This is a genomic window from Polynucleobacter sp. MG-28-Ekke-A2 (genome assembly GCF_035012985.1).
In the GTDB taxonomy this organism is placed as follows: domain Bacteria; phylum Pseudomonadota; class Gammaproteobacteria; order Burkholderiales; family Burkholderiaceae; genus Polynucleobacter.
In genome coordinates, this window is sequence record NZ_JAYGQU010000007.1 from 13,664 (window position 1) to 34,185 (window position 20,522).

Sequence of the window (20,522 nt, forward strand, 5' to 3'; positions counted from 1 at the left end):
GTGAGCTAGCTCTTAAACCAACTTGATGCCGCTGTTTTTCAAAGGCACGGTGCGCAAGCGTTTACCTGTCGCACGATAAATGGCATTGAGAACAGCTGGTGCAGCCACCGCAATCGTTGGTTCGCCTACCCCACCCCAGTCTTTGCCACCGCCTTGAATGATGATGGTTTCGACTTTCGGCATCTGATAGAGGCGGATTGAGTTAAAGGTATCAAAGTTCTTCTGAACAACAGCACCATTTTCAATCGTGATCTCTTCTTCGAATAAAGCGGATAGGCCGAAGACAAAGGAGCCGGACACTTGACGGGCAATTTGCGCAGGGTTTACTGCGTAGCCCGGATCGGTGGCAGCAACAATGCGATGAATCTTCACTTCATTGCCGTTCTTAACTGAAAGCTCACAGGCTGCAGCAACGTAACTACCGAATGAGCGCATTTGTGCAACCCCGCGATATACGCCTGGGGCAGCAGGCTTAGTCCAACCGATACCATCAGCTACCGCATTCAATACTGCAACTGCACGAGGGTACTTTTCCATATGTTTGCGACGGAACTCTACCGCATCCATGCCAGTAGCTTCAGCTAACTCATCCATAAACGTTTCAATAAAGATTGCGTTTTGGTTAACGTTCACACCACGCCAGAAACCTGGTGGCACGTGGGTATTGCGCATGGCATGGTCAATCGTGATATTGGGGAAGCTATAAGTAATTCCATGCTCCCCGCTGTCCTCAAGACCCTGGAAGGTCAAAGGATCTTTACCTTTATTTGCGGCAACTACCGCCGGACGCACCGAAGCTAAGATAGATTGACCTGATAGGCGCATATTAATACCGGTGACGTTTTTCTTGTCATCGATTGCCGCAGTCATCTTACACATCATGATGGGATGGTAGCGACCCTGGGTCATATCCTCTTCACGAGTCCAAATCAACTTAATAGGAGTGCCCTGCATTTGCTTAGCAATATTAACCGCTTGTGTTGTGTAATCCTGGAAAGCGCCACGGCGACCAAAGCCACCACCAAGGTTTACCTTATAGACATTACATTTTTCCGCGGGAAGTCCAGATGCAGCAATAACGGCTGCCAATGAAGCCTCACCGTCTTGAGTTGGAACCCAAGCCTCGCAAGAGTCGGCAGTCCACTTTGCAGTCGCTGTTTGCGGCTCTAAGGTAGCATGATTTAAGAATGGGTAGAAATAAGTAGCCTCTAATTTCTTAGATGCGCCAGACATCGCTGCTTTGACATCACCATTGGTGTTGTGTACAAAAGCATCATCAGCGTTCAAACCATCTTCCAACATCTTCTTAATAGAAGCGCTGGAGACGTTGGCGTTGGAACCACTATCCCAAACGATATTCACTTGATCTAACGCGGTTTTAGCTTGCCAGAAAGTCTCGGCGACAATGGCTACTGCTGAGTCACCTACCTGAACTACTTTCTTCACGCCTTTCATACTCTGTGCTTTAGCCGCATCGTAACTCTTCACTTTGCCGCCAAATACTGGAGACTCTTTAATATTAGCTACCAGCATGCCTGGCATCTTCAAGTCAATTGCATAGACCTGTCGACCAGTCACCTTGTCAGAAACACCGTCGATACGATTGACGGGCTTACCAATCAAGGTCCACTCTTTGGGATCCTTCAATGGGACGTCTTTTGGCACTTCCAACTGTGATGCTGCTACAGATACTTTACCGAAAGTCGTTTTTTTGCCAGACGGCGTATGGGTAATCACGCTATCTTTTGCAACGCATTCAGAGGCAGGAACATTCCATTGGTTGGCTGCAGCCTGAATCAACATCATGCGCGCAGCAGCTCCGCCTTTGCGAACATACTGCTCGGATGTGCGGATGCCGCGACTACCACCAGTGGAGTAGCTGCCCCATGCCAGCTTACGCTTTAAATTCTCGCCAGGCGATGGATAGTCATAAGATACTTTTTTCCAGTCGCACTGTAATTCTTCCGCAACTAGCTGCGCCAAACCTGTGATCGTGCCCTGCCCCATTTCGGAACGAACAATGCGCACAACAACATCATCATTTGGCTTTACCACCACCCAAATACCAATTTCTGGGCTAGCTAATGGGGCCATGGCGGATGCGCCTGAACCGACTGCTGCATTTGCAGCAGACATGAATGTGAGATCAAAGCCAATAGCTAAGCCAGTGGCAATTGCACTAGAACCAATAACAAAGTGGCGACGAGAAATATTTGTATTTGTAGTCATGTCTTTCCCCTTAGGCCTTGCTAGCCGCATGAATCGCTGCGCGTACTTGCTGGAATGTGCCACAGCGGCAGATATTAGTAATGGATTCATCGATCTGCGCATCGGTAGGCTTTGGATTGTTTCTTAACAAAGCAGTGGTTGCCATCACCATGCCAGACTGACAGTAACCACACTGAGGCACTTGATTGTCTACCCACGCTTTTTGAACTTTAGAAAGCTGACCACTCTTCTCCAGACTTTCAATAGTCTCGATTTTTTTACCTTCAGCAGCACCTACTGGAATAGAGCAGCTACGAATGGCCTGGCCTTCAAATAACACTGTGCATGCGCCGCATTGACCCACTCCGCATCCATACTTAGTACCGGTTAATCCAACCTGTTCGCGGATCACCCACAGCAATGGGGTTTCTGGATCTACGTCCACCTTGTATTTTTTGCCATTGACATTCAATTCAGCCATGAGTGCTCTCCTGTAAATTCTTTTTATGGTTTCAGGGGTAACTTCATTACCCCTTCTTATCGTGTGCTTATCTTAACTAAGAATTAATATATTGCAATGCAACATGTATTGAAGGCAAAGGATTAGTGAGCCTGCCAATCAAGGATTAATTCAGAAAATAACTGGGTCGCGTCTGTAATCTTGTCGACATAACAAAATTCGTCGGTTTGATGGGCCATTTCTGGCTGGCCCGGCCCTAGAATCACCGTAGGTGGATTGCCGATAGCGGGCTTTAATGCTGATGCATCAGTAAAGTAAGACACGGTCTTTTCAACTGGGCGAACCCTATTAATCTTTTCGCAAAAATCAAACACGCTTGCCATCCAGGGATCTGTGGCTGGAGTGAAAACACCTTCGATATCAATGATGGTGTCCAGCCGTACTGAAGGGCCTAGTGCTTTACAAAGGCAGCCATAAATATGTTGGTGGTTTTGCCCTGCAACCGTACGAATATCCAGCGTCATTTCTGCTGCATCAGGAACGGAGTTGATATTGATGCCGGATTTTGCAGTGCCCACATTCAGGGTGCCCTGACCCATCAACTCATGAACAGGAGTATCAAAAGAAAATTTCTCTAGCGTTAATGCCGCCTTAGCCAGCTTATAGAACGCATTGTCTCCACGCTCAGGCATCGAGCCATGTGCTGTGACACCATCGATGGAGGCTTTTAACCAGTAAGCCCCTTTATGACCCAGCAAAGGTTCATTGGCCGTTGGCTCAGCCACAATAAAGCATCCAGCAGGGCCCAGAAAATCCAAAATCTCTTGGTTGGCTGCCAAATGAAATGCGCCCTCGCAGCCCGTCTCTTCTCCTGCGGTAATGATCATGCTCACGCCAGCGCCTTGCTTTGCGGAGTCAGCCATTTTCATAGCTGCAACAACAAAAGCAGCGACGCCACTCTTCATATCACTAGAGCCGCGCCCATATAGCTTGCCATCTTCAATAATGCCGGCAAAGGGTTCATATTTCCAAGTGCGAGCACCCAAAGGAACAACGTCTACATGCCCAGTAAAGCAGATACTAGGCTTTTGATCGGAACAGGCGCCAATTTTGGCAACTAAACTCATTCGATGTGGGGCAAATTCAATCTTGCGACATTCATAGCCTACAGACTCTAAGAGTTTCGCTAGATATTCACAGACTTGATCTTCATTGCCCGGGGGATTAATCGTATTAAAACGAATCAGCTCTTGAGTTAATGCAATTGGATCAGGAATGTTGGTTGTCATCTGTATTTATCCAAAATAAGCTGCTTGTACTTCCGCATTCTCAGCCAATGCTGTGGCGCTTCCCTCAGCCACCACTTGGCCTTTGGTAATGACATATCCACGATGGGCGATTGCCAAGGTTTGACGAACATTCTGCTCAACCAATAAGACAGTGGTACCCATTTGATTGATTTCTTTAATGATCTTAAAGTTTTCTTTTACAAACAAAGGTGACAGGCCCAGTGAAGGCTCATCAAATATCAGCAACTCAGGCGAACTCATGAGGCTGCGACTAATCGCCAGCATCGCCTGTTCACCACCGGACATAGTCCCCGCTAACTGATTAGAGCGCTCGGCAAGGCGCGGAAATAAATGCTTTACATGCTCACGACGCTCTTCAATCACTTTTTTATCAGTTACCAGATAAGCTCCAGCAGATAGATTTTCATCCACCGTCATACGCGGAAACACGCGACGTCCTTCTGGAACACATGCAATTCCTGCTTCAATAATGCGATGTGTTGGCAAATGGGCAATATCTACGCCATTAAAAATGATTTTTCCACGATTAGCCGGGGTCAATCCTAGGACGGATCGAATTAAGGTAGATTTACCGGCGCCATTGGCACCAAGAATGCAGGTAATTTCACCCTTCTCGACTTTGATGGAGACGTCTTCCAAAACATCAATGCGATCGTATGCGGTATAGATGTGTTCAATCTCTAATAAGGCCATGATTATTCCTGCCCCAAATAAGCGACTTGTACTTCGGGATTATTCACGATCTCATCGTAAGTGCCCTCAGCAATTTTCTTTCCATAGTTCAGAACAATGCAACGCTCAGTCATTCTTTGAATCAAACCCATTTCATGCTCAATCAAAATAATAGTGAATAGCTTAATCTTGCTACGTACCTGCAAAATGTCATCCATTACTTCAGCGGTCTCATCGTGAGTCATGCCGGCTGAAGGCTCATCTAGAAGAAGTAAATCAGGTTGACTAATCAAGGCTCTGCAGATTTCAATGCGGCGGCGATCAATCATTGGCAAGCTTGCCACCGGCTCAAATATTTTGTCAGCTAACTTAGGATTAAATGTAAGGAGCAGCTGCCTTACCTGCTCAACCAAGCCTTCGTATTCTTGCTTAAATTTCTCTCTTTGAAACAAATTAAAGAAAAGCCCAGTATTTAATCGACGGTTATCTCCAATCGCGATGTTATCGAAGACCGTTAGAGGCAAAGACAAACGCGAGCGTTGAAACGTACGAGTAATTGCATGCAGATACACTTGCTGAGCAGTAGCATCAGTTAAATCCTCACCACGAAATAAAACACTGCCTGAGCTGGCCCGATACAAACCGGTAATGACGTTAAAGAAAGTGGTCTTGCCTGAACCATTTGGACCTAGCAATCCCAATACTTCACCCTCATTCACATGAAGGTCCAACGAATCTAATGCTGTTACACCACCAAAACGCATGGTGAGTTTTTCTGCGACTAGGATTTTGTTCTTGGATGATGTCAATGAACTCATTTTTGACCTCCCGCTTTGTTGCCCGGGAAATACTCTCGAATCCGCCTTGGCAACAAACCATCGGGACGGAATAGCAAGATCAAGATCACCACAATGGCATAGAGCAAGAAACGATATTCCTGAATGAATTGAAGCTTCTCAGGAAGAATCACCACAATGGCTGCTGCAGGAATGATTCCCCATGGGTTGCCAATACCACCCAAAATCACAATTGATACCAATATCAAGGAGTCAGCAAAGGTAAAGTTATTTGGGGCAACATAGGCCGTCATCATTCCGTAGAGTGCTCCTCCCATACCAGCAATGAAGTTGCCTAATGTGAATGCCACTACCTTCCAGTGCGCAATATTCACACCAAAAGTAGAGGCTGCAATTTCATCGGTACGGACCATATCCATACTCAATCCAATCCATGAGCGCTCTAAATTGCGGGTGATTCTAAAACTAGCAATTAGCAGAACTAATGCGATCAGGAGGTATGGGATGTAGAAAGACAATTCAAAACCACCTATGTCCAAACCATCCGATAAATTCCAGCCAAAAATAGTGAGAGGAGGAATCTTTAACCCCTGCGGACCACCCAAGGTGTCATTCACCTCCAAGAAGTTGCGGAACAAGATACCGAAAGCGATGGTGACTAAAGCCGCATAGTGCCCACGTGTTCTCAACACTGGGTAGATCAATATGGAACCAATCAGGGCAGAGATACCTGCGGCTATAAATAGAACCAGCAAATGCGGGATCGCGGTGTGGGTCGACAATATTGCAGCGGTATAACTGCCGATACCAAAGAAAGCGGCACCTGCAAAGTTCACGATGCCGACATAACCAAATTGAATGTTTAAACCAAGGCAAACAATGGAATAGATCAGCACTGTAGCGAGCATCAAGAGTGCAAAGTGTGAATTATGGAACACCAGCATGGTTATGAGCACACCTGCAATCGAGGCGTAAGCGGGAAACTGAGGATGTTCTCTCACGGCATTTGCTAGCTTATCCATCAACCCTAATTTTTTACCAACCAAACTGGTTACAAACGCGAGGATTACAAGAGCGCCAACTTCTAACTGGTTTTCAGAGCCCAACAATAGAATGCAATAGACCAGGCAGGCAATGAAGGCAGATATTAATAACTTCATACTTAAACTCGCTCGCTGGATTTTTCAGAAATCAAGCCTGTAGGCTTCAATCCCATGATGATGATGATTACCGCAAAGGCAAAGACGTCTTTGTATGCACTAGGAACACTGGGCAATATGGCTGGCAGCAAAACAGCGCCAATCGTTTGGAGTCCTGCAAATAAGAACCCTCCAACAATCGCACCATAGAAATTTCCCAAGCCGCCGACTACCGCAGCCGAGAAGCCAATCACGCCTAGCAATAAACCCATGCTGAAATTGACTTCGTTGTAATACAGACCATTCATTAAGCCAGCTAGTGCAGCCAAGGCTGAACCTAACATGAATGTAATCAAGACAATTCGATGGAAGTTAATGCCCATAATGCGTGCTGTCTCGCTATCTTGTGCAACCGCACGAATAGCTAAGCCAATCTTGCTCTTGGTGATCAGGCGCTGAACTGCAACAATAATTAAGACTCCGGTAATGAGCAAGATGAGGCTGTCAGAGCGCAACGTAAATTCGCCAAGAACAATGCCATCAACCGGTAGCAACTTTGGAAAAGGTTTGGGATTGGATCCATTTGGATAAAACAAACGGACTAATTCACGCAGCGCAAGACCCAACATCAAGGTTACCAATAAGGTGTTGATTGGGGGCGCTTTCTGCAAAGGCAGGATCAGGTAGCGCGCAATGACTGCACCAAGAAAGGCTGCAACAGCCAGACTCACTACTATTAACACAAGAAGCTGTAGCCAAGGAGAAGTAAAAGTCTCGGCTATACCAATATAGGCGGTGAGGCCAGCAAAGGCCCCAACCATGAGGATGTCACCGTGAGAAAACTTAATGACATCCAAAACACCGAAGTAGAGGGTAAATCCAACTGCCACGATTGCATAAATTACACCCAACATCAAACCATTGAGCAGGTACTGCAAAAAAATATCAAATGACATGCAAAATTACCCTCTTCTACTACGATTTCAATTACTGCCCTAACTTACGCTGCTTCTTAGCATAGAGACTGTCTTCCCAGAGAACCCATTTGCCATCTTGCGCAACATACTTAGATATCAAAGGAACAATGTTTTGGCGATGATCATCAAAACTGACTTTGCCAATAATCGTTTCTACGTTTTGGGTGTTATTTAAAAGATCCATGACCTTCTTGCGATTAGGTCCTGCCTTTTCAATTGCAGCCATGATCAGATTGGTAGCGGTATAGGCAAAAGGACCGTAGGCTTCAGGCGCATCTGGATACTTTTGTTGTGAATACTTGGCAATGAACTCAAGTCCACCTGGAAGCTTTTCCCATGGTGCGCCCTCGATGAAGGATAAAGAGCCTTCAGATAATTTACCTAAGCCCTCGATGTAAGCATCAGACTTAATTCCAGAAGTTCCTTCAAATACCGCCTTGATACCCAAACGATCCATTTGTGTGCGGATACGAATACCAATTGGTGTGAGACCGCCAAAGTAAACCACTTCAGGATTCAACTGCTTGATTTTAGTTAACTCAGCCGTGAAGTCTTGCTGGTCAGCGGTGACACCAAAGGTGCCCAAGATCTGGCCGCCATTTTTAGTCAGGAACTGAGAAAAATACTTATTGTGACCTTTGCCGTAATCGGTAGTGTCATGAATGATGACCCACTTCTTGTAGCCTAAGCCAGTTAAGAATTTAGCTGCTACTTCATTTTGATTAATCATCGTACCGTTTACACGATGAATCTCTTTATAGTCATTGCCATAAGTGATTTCGGGAAGAACAGCACCCCACACCATCACTGGCAAACCAAACTTGTGATAAACGTCAACAGTACTCATTGCGACTGCGGAGCAGTAATGCGTTACACCAGCGATGATGGAGCTATCTGACGCAATTTTGGTAGCGACTTGAACGCCTACGTTTGGCTTGCACTCATCATCTGCAGTAACCAATTCATACTTATATTTAGCATTCGGGTCTTGGTTTTTGAGGCGAACCGCTAGATCAGCAGAGTTACGACCACCAATACCATTTGCGGAAACACCTCCGGTCAATGGCCCAATGTAGGCAATCTTGACCGTATCTTTAGCCGATACAGAAAAAGAAAGGCTGGAACACAAAGCAAGAAGCAAGCCAGATACGAGTGACTTCATGTTGAATCTCCTATTTATTAATATGAACTGCTATTTTCAGACCAGTGTAGCAAGGTTTTGTATACAAGTTATTGACTGGAATCCTCAGGGCATCCCTGAATAACTCAAATCTAACTTAGAAAGTCACGGTGAAGCTTTATAAAAGCCCCTTGTTTGGTGCCTCTGGCACTGGGATGGTTATCTGGGCAGTCTATTCACGCAGGCGGTAAGATAGCTACATGATTTTTGGCCTTGTACAAATCCTTCTATTTCAAAGCCTGGGTGAACTCGTTTCTAAGTTCCTTCTGCCGACGCTCCCTGGACCGGTCATTGGATTGGTTCTCTTGGTGCTGTGGCTGGTTTTGCGCAAAGGGATTAATCCCGACTTAGCCATGGTGGGCGATGGCTTTAGCCAGTACCTCGGACTTCTCTTTGTTCCAGCTGCTGTTGGCGTGGTGCTTTTCTTGCCCCAGCTCAAGGCAAATGCATGGGCCATTATTAGCGCCCTCATTGGTAGCGTCATCCTCACTATTGCCTCTAGCGCGTTAGTCGCCCGTTTATTGAGTAGGAAAGAATCTCATGAGTGAAAAGCACTCCATCGTTGAGATTTGGGTTTACCTATCAGGAAGCCCGCTTTTTGCCCTGTTTATTACGCTAGCGGCCTATCAAATTGGACTCAGCATTTATAAGGCTAGTCATCAGAATCCATTAGCAAATCCAGTAGCAATTGCCATTCTGATTGTGGCAAGTACGATTCAATTTATTGAAATGCCCTACTCAACCTATTTTGAGGGCGCTCAGTTTATTCACTTTCTATTGGGATCGGCGACAGTATCTTTAGCAATCCCCATCTATAGGGGATTAAGTAGCCTTAAGGGGAGATCAATCCCTTTGATTGCTTCGCTATGCACGGGCGGATTGGTTTCAATCATTAGTGCGGTAGGTATTGCTACTATGCTCGGGGCGGACTCCAGCATTACTGGGGCAATGTATCCCAAATCAGTCACAGCACCAATTGCCATGGGTATTGCAGAACGTATTGGCGTCTCACCCACTCTAACGGCCATCTTTGCCGTGAGCACCGGAATACTAGGTGCTATCTTGGCACCCTTTGTATTGAACGCATTGGGTATGAAAGCTTGGTGGCAAAGAGGTTTTGCGATTGGCATTGGCGCTCATGGTATCGGGACCTCACGTGCATTTAGCATTCATCCTGAAGCAGGAACATACGCCAGCCTAGCGATGGGCATTAATGGCGTTGTCAGTGCAGTAGCGATTCCTGTGATTTACCACTTATTCAATCGCTAATTGAGTCGCCAATAATTAGGCGGCCAGTAAATCCGCTATTTGTATGTGCTTCACTTTAGGTTTAATAGTCTTTCTAGCTTTCCACAAATCATAAGCAGACTGTTGGGCCAACCAAATACTTGCACTGCCACCATTTTCAACGCCTAACCATGCCTCAATTCTCAATGCCATCTCAGGCGAAATTGCAGCTTTAGCATTTAATACTCGAGATAAAGCGGCTCTAGTCACACCAAGCTGATCAGCTGCGGCAGTAACAGTAATCCCTAAAGCAGGGAGAATATCATCACGCAAGGTGAGTCCTGGATGCGGGGGGTTGTGCATTTTTCTCATTTTTATCATCAATGGTAGTCCTGATAATTGACCAACACTACGTCTTCGCCTTCAAACCTAAAAGTAATTCTCCAGTTTCCACTAACTGAAATTGAAAAGTGGCCAACCAGTTTTCCACCTAAGGAATGTAATCGCCAGCCAGGAATATTCACATCCTCCCAATTACGGGCCTCATTCAATCTGGATAATTGTCTTGAAAGACGAGGAGCATGAGAACTTTGAATGCCAGCACGGCTTCCAGTTTCAAAAAATAACTGCAATCCTTTATGCCTAAACGATTTAATCATACCATATTGTATAGCGTAGCTATACAATAATTCAAGCCAATTAAAAGCCTAATATTTACGCGGTTAATTAACCTTCATCGCCTCATCAATAGCATCACCTAAAACGCTACACAGAAATTCCACTTCTTCAGGCTTGGATATAAATGGGGGGCCTACGGCAATAGCGTCACCAGCCACCCTTACTAAAGCACCTCTTTCGATGCAGGCCTCCAGCACCTTCATGGAACGTAGACCTGGCTTTCCTGGCACAGGATCAAGCTCAACAGCGCCAGATAAACCAAAGTTACGAATATCCAAAATGCCAGACTTACCCTTTAGGGCATGAAGTCCATTTTCTAAAACAGGTTCTAGTGCTCGAGCCCGATTGACCAAATCATCAGACTCAAAAATATCAAGCACTGCATGGCCTGCAGCCGCAGGTATCGGATGACCTGAGTAGGTATAGCCATGGAAAAATTCAATCGCTTGCTCTTGCCCACCATTCGAAATAATGTTGTCGTAAATATCTCCACGCACAATCACGCCACCCATTGGAATTACACCATTCGTAATTCCTTTGGCAAACGTAATCATGTCGGGCGTTACACCAAAGCGATCAGCGCCGAAGTTTGCCCCTAAGCGACCAAAGCCAGTAATCACCTCATCAAAGATCAGCAAAATACCGTGCTTAGTACAGATCTCACGAATCTTTTGTAAATAGCCATCCGGCGGCACTATTACCCCAGTCGATCCCTGCACAGGCTCCATGATGACAGCGGCAATCGTATTGGCATCATGAAGAGCAACAATCTTTTCTAACTCTTCTGCCAAATGCGCTCCCCACTTTGGCTGCCCTTTTGAGAAAGCCATCTGTGAGAGATTGAGTGTATGCGGCAAATGATCCACACCGGGCATCATCATGCTGGCAAACATTTTGCGATTGGCGACCATACCACCCACCGATATACCAGCGATACCAACGCCGTGATAAGCGCGATCTCGTCCAATTAGTCGAATACGGGATGCATTGCCCATTACTCGGTGATAACCAATGGCGATCTTCAATGCAGTATCAACCGCCTCAGAACCAGAGTTGGTGAAAAATACTTTATTCAATCCCTCCGGCGCCATCTTTGCAATTCGACTAGCCAAGCTAAAAGTTGTTTCACTAGCCATCTGAAATGCAGGGCAATAATCCATCGTTTCAAACTGCTTTTGAATCGCTGCACCAATACGTGGATCAGCATGCCCCAATGGAGAGCACCACAGCCCAGATAAGCCATCAAATAGCTTACGACCCTGATCATCAAAGTAGTAAGCTCCCTTAGCTGACTGCATGATCTTCGGATGGTGCTGAAAGTAGCGGTTAGGTGTAAATGGCAGCCAATAAGCTGACATATCAATTCCGCTGGTTGTTTTGTTCATTGTTGTCATGCGTTTCTCTATTTGATCTTTTTAAAACTAGATTCTGAATTTCCAATACTATATTACTCATCTCACTCTCGGATCATTAAATGCGCTATTTCAAATCCCTCATCCTTGGCTCCTTAGGACTGTTGACTTTAAGTAACTTGGCGCTTGCCGCCTCCGATACAGATTGGCCTAAAAAACCGATTGTTGCGATTGTGTCCTTTCCTGCAGGCGGATCTACTGATATCTTTGCGCGCAGCGTGACGGCCCCACTGGCGGAAGCATTGGGTCAATCCATCGTTGTCGAAAACAAACCAGGCGCCGGTGGAATGATTGGCTTACAAGCCGCTGCTAAAGCCGCTCCGGATGGCTACACCATCAACATTAGTGCGCTGACAAATCAATCGATTTCTTCAGCCCTATTTAAAAATCCGCCAGCTGATTTGCAGAAAGATTTTGTTCCGGTGGCATTAATTGGAACAATTCCTCATTTAATTGTGGTGAACCCAAGCGTTCCAGCAAAAAATCTCCCGGAGCTTATTGCATTTATCAAATCTAAAAAGGGTGACTTTAATTACGCATCTCAAGGTAATGGCAGTCTCTCCCACTTAGAGTCCACTTTGTTTATGCAACGTATCGGCGCAACAGGAACCCATATCCCTTATAAGGGCAGCAGTTTTGCTTTGCCAGATTTGATTGCGGGCAACACCCTGATGATGTTTGATAGTGTGACTGCCTCATTGCCCCATATTCAGAGTGGTAAGCTACGCCCGATTGCGATCGCCGCAGCAGAACGCTCCCCTTTATTACCCAATGTTCCCACTCTCGGACAAGATGGTATGAAGCAGTTTGATGTGGAAAACTTCTATGCGGTATATGTTCCCAAAGGAACTTCTCCAGTAATCATTGCAAAATTAGAAAAAGAAATTCGTAAAATTCTCACGAATCCTGATTTCAAAGCGCGTATGGCAGCCCAAGGTATTCATCCTCAGTTTGCAAACTCCGAAAAATTGTCTGAAATCACCGCAAGTGAAGCCAGCAAATGGGATAAGGCTGTAAAGTCAGCGAATGTTAAAGTAGATTAAGTCGTTAAATAGATAAGCTCTTATGTTGATATCCCCTCCTTTTGGAAGTCGTGCCCCTGTTCTAGCTAAAAACACTGTTGCGAGCTCTCAACCACTTGCCACTCAAGCAGGCATCGAGGCTCTGCAGAGTGGTGGCAACGCAGTGGATGCAGCACTTGCAACTGCAATCACACTGACTGTAGTTGAGCCTACGATGAATGGCATAGGCGGAGATGGTTTTGCAATCCTCTGGGATGGTAAGAAGATACATGGCTTAAATGCCTCTGGCCGAGCCCCTGCTGCTTGGAAGCCAGAGTATTTTGCTGGTAAATCTGCGATGGATCTCATTGGCTGGAATACAGTCACCGTCCCCGGCATGGTTGCTGGCTGGATCGAACTCTCCAGAAAGTTTGGCAAGCTTCCGTTTGCGCAATTGTTTAAACGTGCAATTGACTATGCGGAAAATGGTTTTCCGGTTTCACCTGTTATCGCTCGTCAATGGCGTGAAGCCATTCCAATCCTGAAGAATCAACCTGGTTTTGTAGAGTCCTTTTTAATTGATGGCAAAGCACCTCAAGCGGGACAAATCTGGAAATATCCTGCGCAAGCTAAGACTCTCAGAGAAATTGCTGCTACCGAAGGCGATTCTTTTTATAAAGGTCCACTTGCACAAAGTATGGTGGACTTTGCAGGGGCTACTGGCGGTTGCTTCACTATGCAAGACTTCGCTGATAACCAGCCAGAATGGGTTGAGCCTTTAGCCTTCGATTATGGCGATTACACTCTCCATGAAATTCCGCCAAACGGATCTGGTATCGCCGCTCAAATTGCCTTAGGTATTTTGCAGGCAGCCAATGTGAAGCAGTACCCAGCTAATTCAGCGCAACGTATTCATTTGCAAATCGAAGCAATGCGGATGGCTTTTGCCGATGTCTATGCTTATGTCTCTGATGCGCGCTCCATGCAAATGCCAGTGAGCTCCCTATTAGATCGGGATTACTTAGCTAGTCGCGCAGTCATGATTGATCACAAAAAGGCTGGTAGCTATGGACCCGGAGATCCGCATTCTGGTGGCACTGTTTACTTATGCGCCGCCGATGAATCCGGCATGATGATTTCTTATATTCAATCTAACTTCAAAGGTTTTGGTTCTGGGGTGGTAGCCCCGGGCGGTATTGCTTTTCATAATCGTGGCATGAGCTTCAGATTAGAAGATGGACACCCTAACCAAGTTGCGCCAGGCAAGCGCCCTTTCCACACTATTCTTCCCGCCTTCCTCACCAAGAATGGCAAACCTACTATGGCATTTGGCGTAATGGGTGGCAATATGCAGCCGCAGGGTCATATTCAATTCGTGATGCGCTTTGTGGATGAATACCTCAATCCACAAGCCTGTTCTGATGCGCCTCGCTGGCGTATTGATGATGTAGGCAAGCTCACTGTGGAAGCGGCAATGCCCCAGAGCGTGGTTGATGGATTGAAAGCGCTAGGACATGAGGTTGCTGTACAACCAGCAAACAGCTTGGACTTTGGTAGCGCACAAGCAATTGCCAAGCTCTCAGAAGATGCCGACTCTGCTTTTATTGCTGGCAGTGATCACCGTAGAGATGGATTGGCAGCTGGCTTCTAATAAAGAACTAAATAGCAAAAGCCTCTTGTAGCACGCCAAGACTGGCAGATAGGGTTTTTGGATTGCTCTTGCCCACTTTCTTGACCAAGCGCGCTTTATCAACAGCTCTGATTTGATCTAAAAGTATCAGCCCCTTCTTGCCATCGTGCGTAATAGGTACCCGAAAGCCTGCAGGTCTACCCTTGCTGGTCATGGGCACAACAATAACAGTGCGCAAATGGTCATTTAACTCTTGAGGTGATACCACAATACAAGGACGTGTTTTTTTAATTTCACTTCCGATCGTAGGATCTAAATTGATAAGCCAAATTTCTCCACGAGAAACAATGCTCTTTACCAAACCCAATCTCCATCTTCTTCGTTTGCAAAATCTCCAAGCACCAACTTATCCTCGCCAACCTTAGCAAGGCTTTGGGCATCTTGAGCCCAATGCTCTCTCACAGTATTTTTAGGTTTACTTAAAACAATTTTTTCTCCGTCGACTGACATTTCAACAATCTCCTTTATTCCAGATTGTTCAAGAATAATCTTTGGGATAACCACGCCTTTAGAGTTGCCAATAGCTCGAATAGCTACCTGCAGTGGTGCTGTAGTTTCAGCATTGGATTTATGGCTCTGTTTCATAGTAATAACAATGTTATTACATAAGCCAGCAGACGTCAAATAAGAAAAAATAGCCTTATTTGGAAGGCAGGCAATTCAGATAGAAACGCTTGATCTCCTGATCGCAGCTCACATCCCTGGGTTCAATCGGTCTCTGTAGAGAAATGCCTTCAATCGTTTTACAACGGCTTAGGGCAACATAAACTTGTCCTGAGGCAAATGCACCTGACGATAGGTCAACCTTAACTTTATCGAGGGTTTTGCCCTGGCTCTTATGAATCGTTACAGCCCAAGCCAGCATGAGCGGTATCTGAACATAAGTGCCGATGATGCTGGGGGATATCTTTCCAGACATCATGTCGTGATCGTAACGATAAGACTCCCATTGATGACCTGTTACTTCCACTGTATTTGCATAAGGCCCGTTTTGCACCATCACCTTCACCTTATCTGGCAGTAACTCACGCACTACGCCGATCGTTCCATTGACCCAGCGCTTAGGGAATCCAGGATCCGTTGCGGTGAACATGACTTTAGCGCCTACCTTAAGCACTAAATTATTGGGTGAAGGTAAATTGCGTTCGTCGATATTAAATTTACCCGTTGACTGACCTGCGTAGACCTTACCCTCAACGGTAATTGCCCGCAAGCCAGCACCATTAATTTGATCTGCTCGCGCATTCGTAGTGGTCAGAGTAATGGTCTGCTCATCTATCTCAGCATGTTTGCGATAGCACTGTGCATTCAGAGTATCAAGAGCCTCATCAATGTCATGATTAATTCGAATGCGATTTAATAGGCCTGCGAAGTGCTCATCCTTTTGACGGAAGATCTTAGAGAGCTCTACCATCGTGACGTCTTTGCGATGTAAGGCCATGGCACAAAAAAAATAAGGTCCTTCATAACCACGCTCTGACAGGACTTGCATATCTGCACTAGAAACTACTGGTGGCAGCTGAAACAAATCCCCCACAAACATCACCTGAATGCCGCCAAAGGGCTTGCCCTTTTGCGGACCGTTCTCGCGCAGAAACAAATCCATTGCGTCCACGACATCAGCACGCACCATCGAGATCTCATCAATGATGAGTAAGCGAATATCTTTATAAAGGCGTTTATCACGCAGCGGCTTGATATCTTCTTCTGGAAAAATGAGTCGTGGAGGCAACCTAAAGAAGGAATGAATGGTCACCCCCTTAACTTGAAGCGCGGCAACCCCTGTTGGTGCAACTACCACGACATTGCCAGGAATGGTCTCTCGTAAATAGCCAATGAGGGTTGTTTTACCAGTGCCCGCTTTACCGCTGACAAAGATGTAAGGATCGTGACGCTCAATAGCCTCAATTACCGCTTGGTAATCAGGGGTGATTTCAATTTCAGAAGAATCTACTGCGGAATTAGTCATTCCCTATTGTTTCACGGCATCGGCTACACAACGAAATCCGATATAAACCACGGCAATATCACTAGGCTTGGATTCCACATCGCCTTCCTGCTGTCTATCGGGGCCATACCACCATGATGCACCACGAGTAATGTAGCCGCCATTACGCTCTGTAGCAGTCCACTCCCAAACGTTACCACCCATGTCATACATGCCATTAACGCCAGGTTTAGTTGAGCCAGTGATTACGTGCCCAGTACCTCGGTTCAGAGTGCCGGCCGGTGAAAGGCCTTTGTAGTCACCGCAACCACTAAGGCAATGAGAAGGTAAGGGATTTGCGCCACCTGGATAGGGATAACGCTGACCCTTTATGTATCCAACTGGAGGATAAGTTCTTTGCTCTAAGAATGCAGCATTCGTCCATTCGGCATCTGTTGGCAAACGTTTACCGTAATAGCGACAAATAGATTCAGCTTCTTTTTGATTGAGATGCGCTGCTGGCTCTGCATCTTTTGCAGGGACACCATAAGGGGTCTGCCAAGTCCAGCCTGGCTTTTGAACAAAGCCTGCCTCATAAGATAAGCCACCGCCCTTCCGCTCTGCGGCACTCACAAAACCTGTGGATGACGCGTACTTCTTCACGTCAGCAATATTCATCTCGGTTTGATCCCAGATCAGGCTTCCAATTTGCACCGTGGGAATGGTTGAAGTGGGTGCACCTTGACTTGGAGTTGATCCAAGCGCTATGAACAAAAACCCAAGGCCAATCGATGGAGTCAAAAGAATCTTGTAGATATTAAATTTTTTCATAAACAATTCTCCCTAATGCATTGGGCTTATGAAATATCTTTAAAAACTGATTTAATCACTTTCTCACTGAATACCTGAATTGTATTTCGACCGCTAGATTTAGCCTCATACATCGCCATATCGGCATTGTTCATCAAATCAGACTCATTGGATCCATGATCCGGATATAGCGCCACTCCAATACTTGCACTTGTACTAATAGGAATACCATCAGCCGTCATCGGCAGCATGAGAGAGGATCGAATTTTTTCAGCAACCATCAAAGCATTCTTCTCATCACCCACAGCCGGCAAGAGCACAATAAATTCATCCCCTCCGAGACGGGCTACCGTATCAGTATCTCTTAAACAGGTTCGTATTCTTTCGGCAACCTGCACCAGCACTGAATCTCCCGCGAGATGGCCGTAGACATCATTAATCGTTTTAAGATTATCTAAATCAATAAAAAGAAGCGCTAATTCAGTTTGGTTGCGCTTGCAATTGGCCAGGGAATAAGAAAGGCGGTCAGAGAATAAGGTTCTATTGGGCAGCGTGGTAAGAACATCGTGATGCGCACGATATTGATTCTCAGCATTGCGTCGATAAGTCCTCAGCAGAAAAAAAGTTCCAATAAATAAAATGATGATGCTCAAAATAGTAGCGATTAATCCACCCGTCGCATTCTTATACCAGTTGGCCAAATACAAAGTCTCAGGGACTACGGCTCCAACAATGAATGGGTAACCAGTCACTTTTCTGTAGGAAATCATACGCTCGACCGGGGACGTATTTTGCCGAGTAAAGCCGGTCTTGGATGTAAAGATCACACCATTACCTTCTGCTGCAGCGCCTAAAGATTGGTCAATCAAGGTGTTGGTATTTACCTTGCCAATGAATTTGTCGACAAAGGGCCATCGAGTCAACAAAGTTTTATCATCACGGTAGAGGGTAATGGCGGCACCGTCGCCCAAACTGGAGCCTAATCGCTCATAGAGAACAGAAAATACCTCAACAGAGACGCCTACCAAGATGATGCCTAGAAACTCATCGTGCGCACCATTGACGCGCCTAGCTAAATAAAAAACCCATTTACCGTTCCCCTTATTCTGGACGGGAGCGCTATAGAAGGTCTCAAGATCATTATGGCTCTTTAAGTAGACAAAATAGTCTCGATCCGCCAGATTAATTTCAGGCGCAGGGTAAGAGCGAGAAAAATTAAGCACTTTACCGTCATTAGCCACAAAGGTAGTGACATCTAAAATGGAATTCGATTTTGTCTTTTCGTCTAGCAGCTCAAACTGATTTTTATTGGAAGTGAACTTGCGATAGCTTTTCTCATCGTTAATTTTTGCTGCATAAACCACATTATCAATACTATTTAAAACAGTATTAGCAGAAAAAATAATCTGCGAAGTGTGCTCGGCCAATATTAATGTCAAGGTGGCAAGTTGATCCGCGCGATCTTCGGTTGTATTGCGGCGTAGCAAATACCCTGAAATTACCGCATTGATAATGAAGATGATTGCCAAAATAATAGAGGCGCCCAAAATAAGGCGAGAGTTGCGGCGAACATTGGAGCTCGGCTCAAAACTAATCGTCATTTAAGGTCTCCGTATAACTCAGAGATTCTCAAAAAATTGTCTTTTTCCTGGATGAATGCTTCGACAATACGCGGGTCAAAGCGCCCTCCTTTTAATCTAATAATTTCCAAGCAAGCTTCTTCGTGAGACCACTTCTTTTTATACACCCGTTCATTAACCAAAGCATCATAGGTATCGGCCAAGGACATCAGTCTGGCTGGTAAAGGAATTTCCTCGCCCTTTAGCCCCAGTGGATAACCTGAACCATCCCAATTCTCATGGTGCCCCCCAGCAATCTTAATGGCGGCATCCAAGACATGGGTGTTCTTTGCATCTTTGAGTTTGGCAGCGCTGAGAACATCTTTGCCCAAATTGGCATGGGTTTTCATGGTTTGCCACTCATCGTCGGTCAGCGACCCCGGCTTTTTTAGGATTTCATCGGGGATTCCGACTTTACCAATATCGTGTAATGGTGCAGCCTTCACGATGTTCTCTATTGCTTTTAGAGTTAACTCGTCTGCATAGGCCCCGCTTGACCTCAATCTTTCAGCTAAAGCACGTACATAGTTTTTAGTACGCAGAATATGATTGCCGGTTTCGTTATCCCTCACCATGGATAGCGCATTTAGGCTATTGAGCATCCCATCCTCAATGGCATGCGAGCTCCTGCGATATTCATGCCAGAGCTTCTCAAGGTAATAGTTGGTAATTAATATACAAATTATGACAATCGACAATATTGCAGCTACACGCAATGCAAAAGCTAGGCCGCCTTCTTGATACAAGGTTCCAGGGTGAGTTATCTCTTCAAGCGACAAAAGCGAGCGAATGATGCGGGCGCCAAGCTGGAAAAACTCAACCCCAATCAACAATTTAATTTGATAAGCGTTATCTTTTTTTAAGAGCTGACTTAAAGATACGATCTGCCAAATACAAAAGATACTGAGCGCAACATTCATTAAATGAATGCGGTCTTGTGTTTTTCCAAAAAAGTGCAGATAGACGTAAATTAAAGAGGCGCTTACAAATAAGGCAAGAGCAACTAGCCTACTTGAATTCCTTAGTGCACCGTTCCAAACGCTGAACAATAAAGAAATATTAGCAACGCCTGCAATCAGGAAGATATTAGCCAAGGCCAAAACGATCTTGCCAGCCCATGGAGCGGTGGCATAACCCAACATGGAGGCCGCTAAAAAGATCAGGCCTATTGGCCAATAGATAACCCTAAATTGAGCACGATCGTCATCCCGGTTTGCTAAGAAACGGCCCATCAAGCCGACCAAGACGATGAATATGGCAAAGTAAAAGGTTTGATTTGCTAACTGCATGAAATATCTAAATAAAATAGGCCAATTAAATGCCGGTAATACATAATGTACCCTATTAGTCAGTATTACAAATCATAATCAATTGCCAGTCTATCGTTCACCTAAATTCAATCTCTCAATGACTTG

21 protein-coding genes are annotated in these 20,522 nt (G+C 45.6%); 4 read left to right on the forward strand and 17 right to left on the reverse strand.

Annotation, left to right across the window (positions count from 1 at the left end; all coding sequences use genetic code 11):
• Positions 1 to 12: 12 nt before the first annotated feature.
• From VC188_RS05890 to VC188_RS05925, 8 genes are all read right to left on the reverse strand, one after another.
• The gene (locus VC188_RS05890) at positions 13 to 2,229 is read right to left on the reverse strand and encodes a xanthine dehydrogenase family protein molybdopterin-binding subunit (RefSeq protein WP_323483340.1); all 2,217 of its coding nucleotides are present in this window, start codon (positions 2,227 to 2,229) and stop codon (positions 13 to 15) included.
• A gap of 10 nt (positions 2,230 to 2,239) precedes the next feature.
• Positions 2,240 to 2,689, reverse strand: a complete 450-nt coding sequence (locus tag VC188_RS05895; protein ID WP_216122551.1) for a (2Fe-2S)-binding protein — start codon at positions 2,687 to 2,689, stop codon at positions 2,240 to 2,242.
• A 122-nt stretch (positions 2,690 to 2,811) separates the two neighbouring features.
• The gene (locus VC188_RS05900) at positions 2,812 to 3,957 is read right to left on the reverse strand and encodes a M20 family metallopeptidase (protein WP_323483341.1); all 1,146 of its coding nucleotides are present in this window, start codon (positions 3,955 to 3,957) and stop codon (positions 2,812 to 2,814) included.
• Between the two features lie 6 nt (positions 3,958 to 3,963).
• On the reverse strand, positions 3,964 to 4,671 hold the full coding sequence (locus tag VC188_RS05905) for an ABC transporter ATP-binding protein (RefSeq protein WP_215357064.1): 708 nt from the start codon (positions 4,669 to 4,671) through the stop codon (positions 3,964 to 3,966).
• Positions 4,672 to 4,673: 2 nt separating this feature from the next.
• Complete coding sequence (locus VC188_RS05910; protein ID WP_323483342.1) at positions 4,674 to 5,468, reverse strand: ABC transporter ATP-binding protein; 795 nt, start codon at positions 5,466 to 5,468, stop codon at positions 4,674 to 4,676.
• Entirely contained in the window at positions 5,465 to 6,607 is a 1,143-nt protein-coding gene (locus tag VC188_RS05915) for a branched-chain amino acid ABC transporter permease (RefSeq protein WP_323483343.1), read from the reverse strand. The genes VC188_RS05910 and VC188_RS05915 overlap by 4 nt, the downstream gene beginning before the upstream one ends.
• Before the next feature lie 2 nt (positions 6,608 to 6,609).
• Positions 6,610 to 7,542, reverse strand: coding sequence for a branched-chain amino acid ABC transporter permease (locus tag VC188_RS05920; RefSeq protein WP_216262018.1), 933 nt, complete (start codon positions 7,540 to 7,542; stop codon positions 6,610 to 6,612).
• A 31-nt stretch (positions 7,543 to 7,573) separates the two neighbouring features.
• Positions 7,574 to 8,725, reverse strand: coding sequence for a branched-chain amino acid ABC transporter substrate-binding protein (locus VC188_RS05925; RefSeq protein ID WP_215357072.1), 1,152 nt, complete (start codon positions 8,723 to 8,725; stop codon positions 7,574 to 7,576).
• Between the two features lie 218 nt (positions 8,726 to 8,943).
• Between VC188_RS05925 and VC188_RS05930 the strand changes: the two genes are divergently transcribed.
• Positions 8,944 to 9,291, forward strand: coding sequence for a CidA/LrgA family protein (locus VC188_RS05930; protein WP_216262019.1), 348 nt, complete (start codon positions 8,944 to 8,946; stop codon positions 9,289 to 9,291).
• On the forward strand, positions 9,284 to 10,012 hold the full coding sequence (locus VC188_RS05935) for an LrgB family protein (RefSeq protein ID WP_323483344.1): 729 nt from the start codon (positions 9,284 to 9,286) through the stop codon (positions 10,010 to 10,012). The genes VC188_RS05930 and VC188_RS05935 overlap by 8 nt, the downstream gene beginning before the upstream one ends.
• 15 nt (positions 10,013 to 10,027) lie before the next feature.
• Here VC188_RS05935 and VC188_RS05940 read toward each other — a convergent pair whose 3' ends face one another.
• From VC188_RS05940 to VC188_RS05950, 3 genes are all read right to left on the reverse strand, one after another.
• Positions 10,028 to 10,342 carry a HigA family addiction module antitoxin gene (locus VC188_RS05940; protein ID WP_323483345.1) on the reverse strand — a complete coding sequence of 105 codons (315 nt, stop codon included), beginning with the start codon at positions 10,340 to 10,342 and terminating at the stop codon, positions 10,028 to 10,030.
• An 8-nt stretch (positions 10,343 to 10,350) separates the two neighbouring features.
• Positions 10,351 to 10,629 carry a type II toxin-antitoxin system RelE/ParE family toxin gene (locus tag VC188_RS05945; protein WP_215357080.1) on the reverse strand — a complete coding sequence of 93 codons (279 nt, stop codon included), beginning with the start codon at positions 10,627 to 10,629 and terminating at the stop codon, positions 10,351 to 10,353.
• Between the two features lie 63 nt (positions 10,630 to 10,692).
• A complete protein-coding gene (locus tag VC188_RS05950; protein WP_216262635.1) occupies positions 10,693 to 12,033 on the reverse strand; it encodes an aspartate aminotransferase family protein in 1,341 nt (446 codons plus the stop codon).
• 89 nt (positions 12,034 to 12,122) lie between these two features.
• On the opposite strand from VC188_RS05950, the gene VC188_RS05955 reads away from it, so the two are divergent.
• Together VC188_RS05955 and VC188_RS05960 are read left to right on the forward strand one after the other, a co-directional pair.
• The gene (locus VC188_RS05955) at positions 12,123 to 13,103 is read left to right on the forward strand and encodes a tripartite tricarboxylate transporter substrate binding protein (protein ID WP_323483346.1); all 981 of its coding nucleotides are present in this window, start codon (positions 12,123 to 12,125) and stop codon (positions 13,101 to 13,103) included.
• A gap of 22 nt (positions 13,104 to 13,125) precedes the next feature.
• A complete protein-coding gene (locus VC188_RS05960; RefSeq protein ID WP_323483347.1) occupies positions 13,126 to 14,712 on the forward strand; it encodes a gamma-glutamyltransferase family protein in 1,587 nt (528 codons plus the stop codon).
• Between the two features lie 7 nt (positions 14,713 to 14,719).
• Here the strand turns inward: VC188_RS05960 and VC188_RS05965 are convergent, their stop codons facing one another.
• From VC188_RS05965 to VC188_RS05990, 6 genes are read right to left on the reverse strand one after another with little or no spacing between them, the layout of a single operon-like run.
• Entirely contained in the window at positions 14,720 to 15,040 is a 321-nt protein-coding gene (locus VC188_RS05965) for a type II toxin-antitoxin system PemK/MazF family toxin (protein ID WP_323483408.1), read from the reverse strand.
• A gap of 5 nt (positions 15,041 to 15,045) precedes the next feature.
• Positions 15,046 to 15,336: an AbrB/MazE/SpoVT family DNA-binding domain-containing protein gene (locus VC188_RS05970; protein ID WP_255561308.1), complete on the reverse strand. Its 291-nt coding sequence runs from the start codon at positions 15,334 to 15,336 to the stop codon at positions 15,046 to 15,048.
• Positions 15,337 to 15,391: 55 nt separating this feature from the next.
• A complete protein-coding gene (locus VC188_RS05975) occupies positions 15,392 to 16,720 on the reverse strand; it encodes an ATP-dependent DNA helicase (RefSeq protein ID WP_323483348.1) in 1,329 nt (442 codons plus the stop codon).
• 3 nt (positions 16,721 to 16,723) lie between these two features.
• Positions 16,724 to 17,509, reverse strand: a complete 786-nt coding sequence (locus VC188_RS05980; protein ID WP_323483349.1) for a formylglycine-generating enzyme family protein — start codon at positions 17,507 to 17,509, stop codon at positions 16,724 to 16,726.
• A gap of 26 nt (positions 17,510 to 17,535) precedes the next feature.
• Positions 17,536 to 19,089, reverse strand: coding sequence for a sensor domain-containing diguanylate cyclase (locus VC188_RS05985; RefSeq protein ID WP_323483350.1), 1,554 nt, complete (start codon positions 19,087 to 19,089; stop codon positions 17,536 to 17,538).
• On the reverse strand, positions 19,086 to 20,396 hold the full coding sequence (locus VC188_RS05990; RefSeq protein ID WP_323483351.1) for an HD-GYP domain-containing protein: 1,311 nt from the start codon (positions 20,394 to 20,396) through the stop codon (positions 19,086 to 19,088). Before VC188_RS05990 ends, VC188_RS05985 begins: the two co-directional genes overlap by 4 nt.
• Positions 20,397 to 20,522 lie beyond the last annotated feature (126 nt).

Coding starts and splice junctions, on each gene's coding strand:
- VC188_RS05985 (WP_323483350.1), bottom strand. CDS start 19,089: ATGACGATTAGTTTTGAGCCGAGCTCCAATGTTCGCCGCAACTCTCGC.
- VC188_RS05935 (WP_323483344.1), top strand. CDS start 9,284: ATGAGTGAAAAGCACTCCATCGTTGAGATTTGGGTTTACCTATCAGGA.
- VC188_RS05910 (WP_323483342.1), bottom strand. CDS start 5,468: ATGAGTTCATTGACATCATCCAAGAACAAAATCCTAGTCGCAGAAAAA.
- VC188_RS05955 (WP_323483346.1), top strand. CDS start 12,123: ATGCGCTATTTCAAATCCCTCATCCTTGGCTCCTTAGGACTGTTGACT.
- VC188_RS05905 (WP_215357064.1), bottom strand. CDS start 4,671: ATGGCCTTATTAGAGATTGAACACATCTATACCGCATACGATCGCATT.
- VC188_RS05915 (WP_323483343.1), bottom strand. CDS start 6,607: ATGAAGTTATTAATATCTGCCTTCATTGCCTGCCTGGTCTATTGCATT.
- VC188_RS05960 (WP_323483347.1), top strand. CDS start 13,126: ATGTTGATATCCCCTCCTTTTGGAAGTCGTGCCCCTGTTCTAGCTAAA.
- VC188_RS05980 (WP_323483349.1), bottom strand. CDS start 17,509: ATGAAAAAATTTAATATCTACAAGATTCTTTTGACTCCATCGATTGGC.
- VC188_RS05920 (WP_216262018.1), bottom strand. CDS start 7,542: ATGTCATTTGATATTTTTTTGCAGTACCTGCTCAATGGTTTGATGTTG.
- VC188_RS05925 (WP_215357072.1), bottom strand. CDS start 8,725: ATGAAGTCACTCGTATCTGGCTTGCTTCTTGCTTTGTGTTCCAGCCTT.
- VC188_RS05970 (WP_255561308.1), bottom strand. CDS start 15,336: ATGAAACAGAGCCATAAATCCAATGCTGAAACTACAGCACCACTGCAG.
- VC188_RS05890 (WP_323483340.1), bottom strand. CDS start 2,229: ATGACTACAAATACAAATATTTCTCGTCGCCACTTTGTTATTGGTTCT.
- VC188_RS05940 (WP_323483345.1), bottom strand. CDS start 10,342: ATGAGAAAAATGCACAACCCCCCGCATCCAGGACTCACCTTGCGTGAT.
- VC188_RS05990 (WP_323483351.1), bottom strand. CDS start 20,396: ATGCAGTTAGCAAATCAAACCTTTTACTTTGCCATATTCATCGTCTTG.
- VC188_RS05975 (WP_323483348.1), bottom strand. CDS start 16,720: ATGACTAATTCCGCAGTAGATTCTTCTGAAATTGAAATCACCCCTGAT.
- VC188_RS05930 (WP_216262019.1), top strand. CDS start 8,944: ATGATTTTTGGCCTTGTACAAATCCTTCTATTTCAAAGCCTGGGTGAA.
- VC188_RS05950 (WP_216262635.1), bottom strand. CDS start 12,033: ATGAACAAAACAACCAGCGGAATTGATATGTCAGCTTATTGGCTGCCA.
- VC188_RS05895 (WP_216122551.1), bottom strand. CDS start 2,689: ATGGCTGAATTGAATGTCAATGGCAAAAAATACAAGGTGGACGTAGAT.
- VC188_RS05945 (WP_215357080.1), bottom strand. CDS start 10,629: ATGATTAAATCGTTTAGGCATAAAGGATTGCAGTTATTTTTTGAAACT.
- VC188_RS05900 (WP_323483341.1), bottom strand. CDS start 3,957: ATGACAACCAACATTCCTGATCCAATTGCATTAACTCAAGAGCTGATT.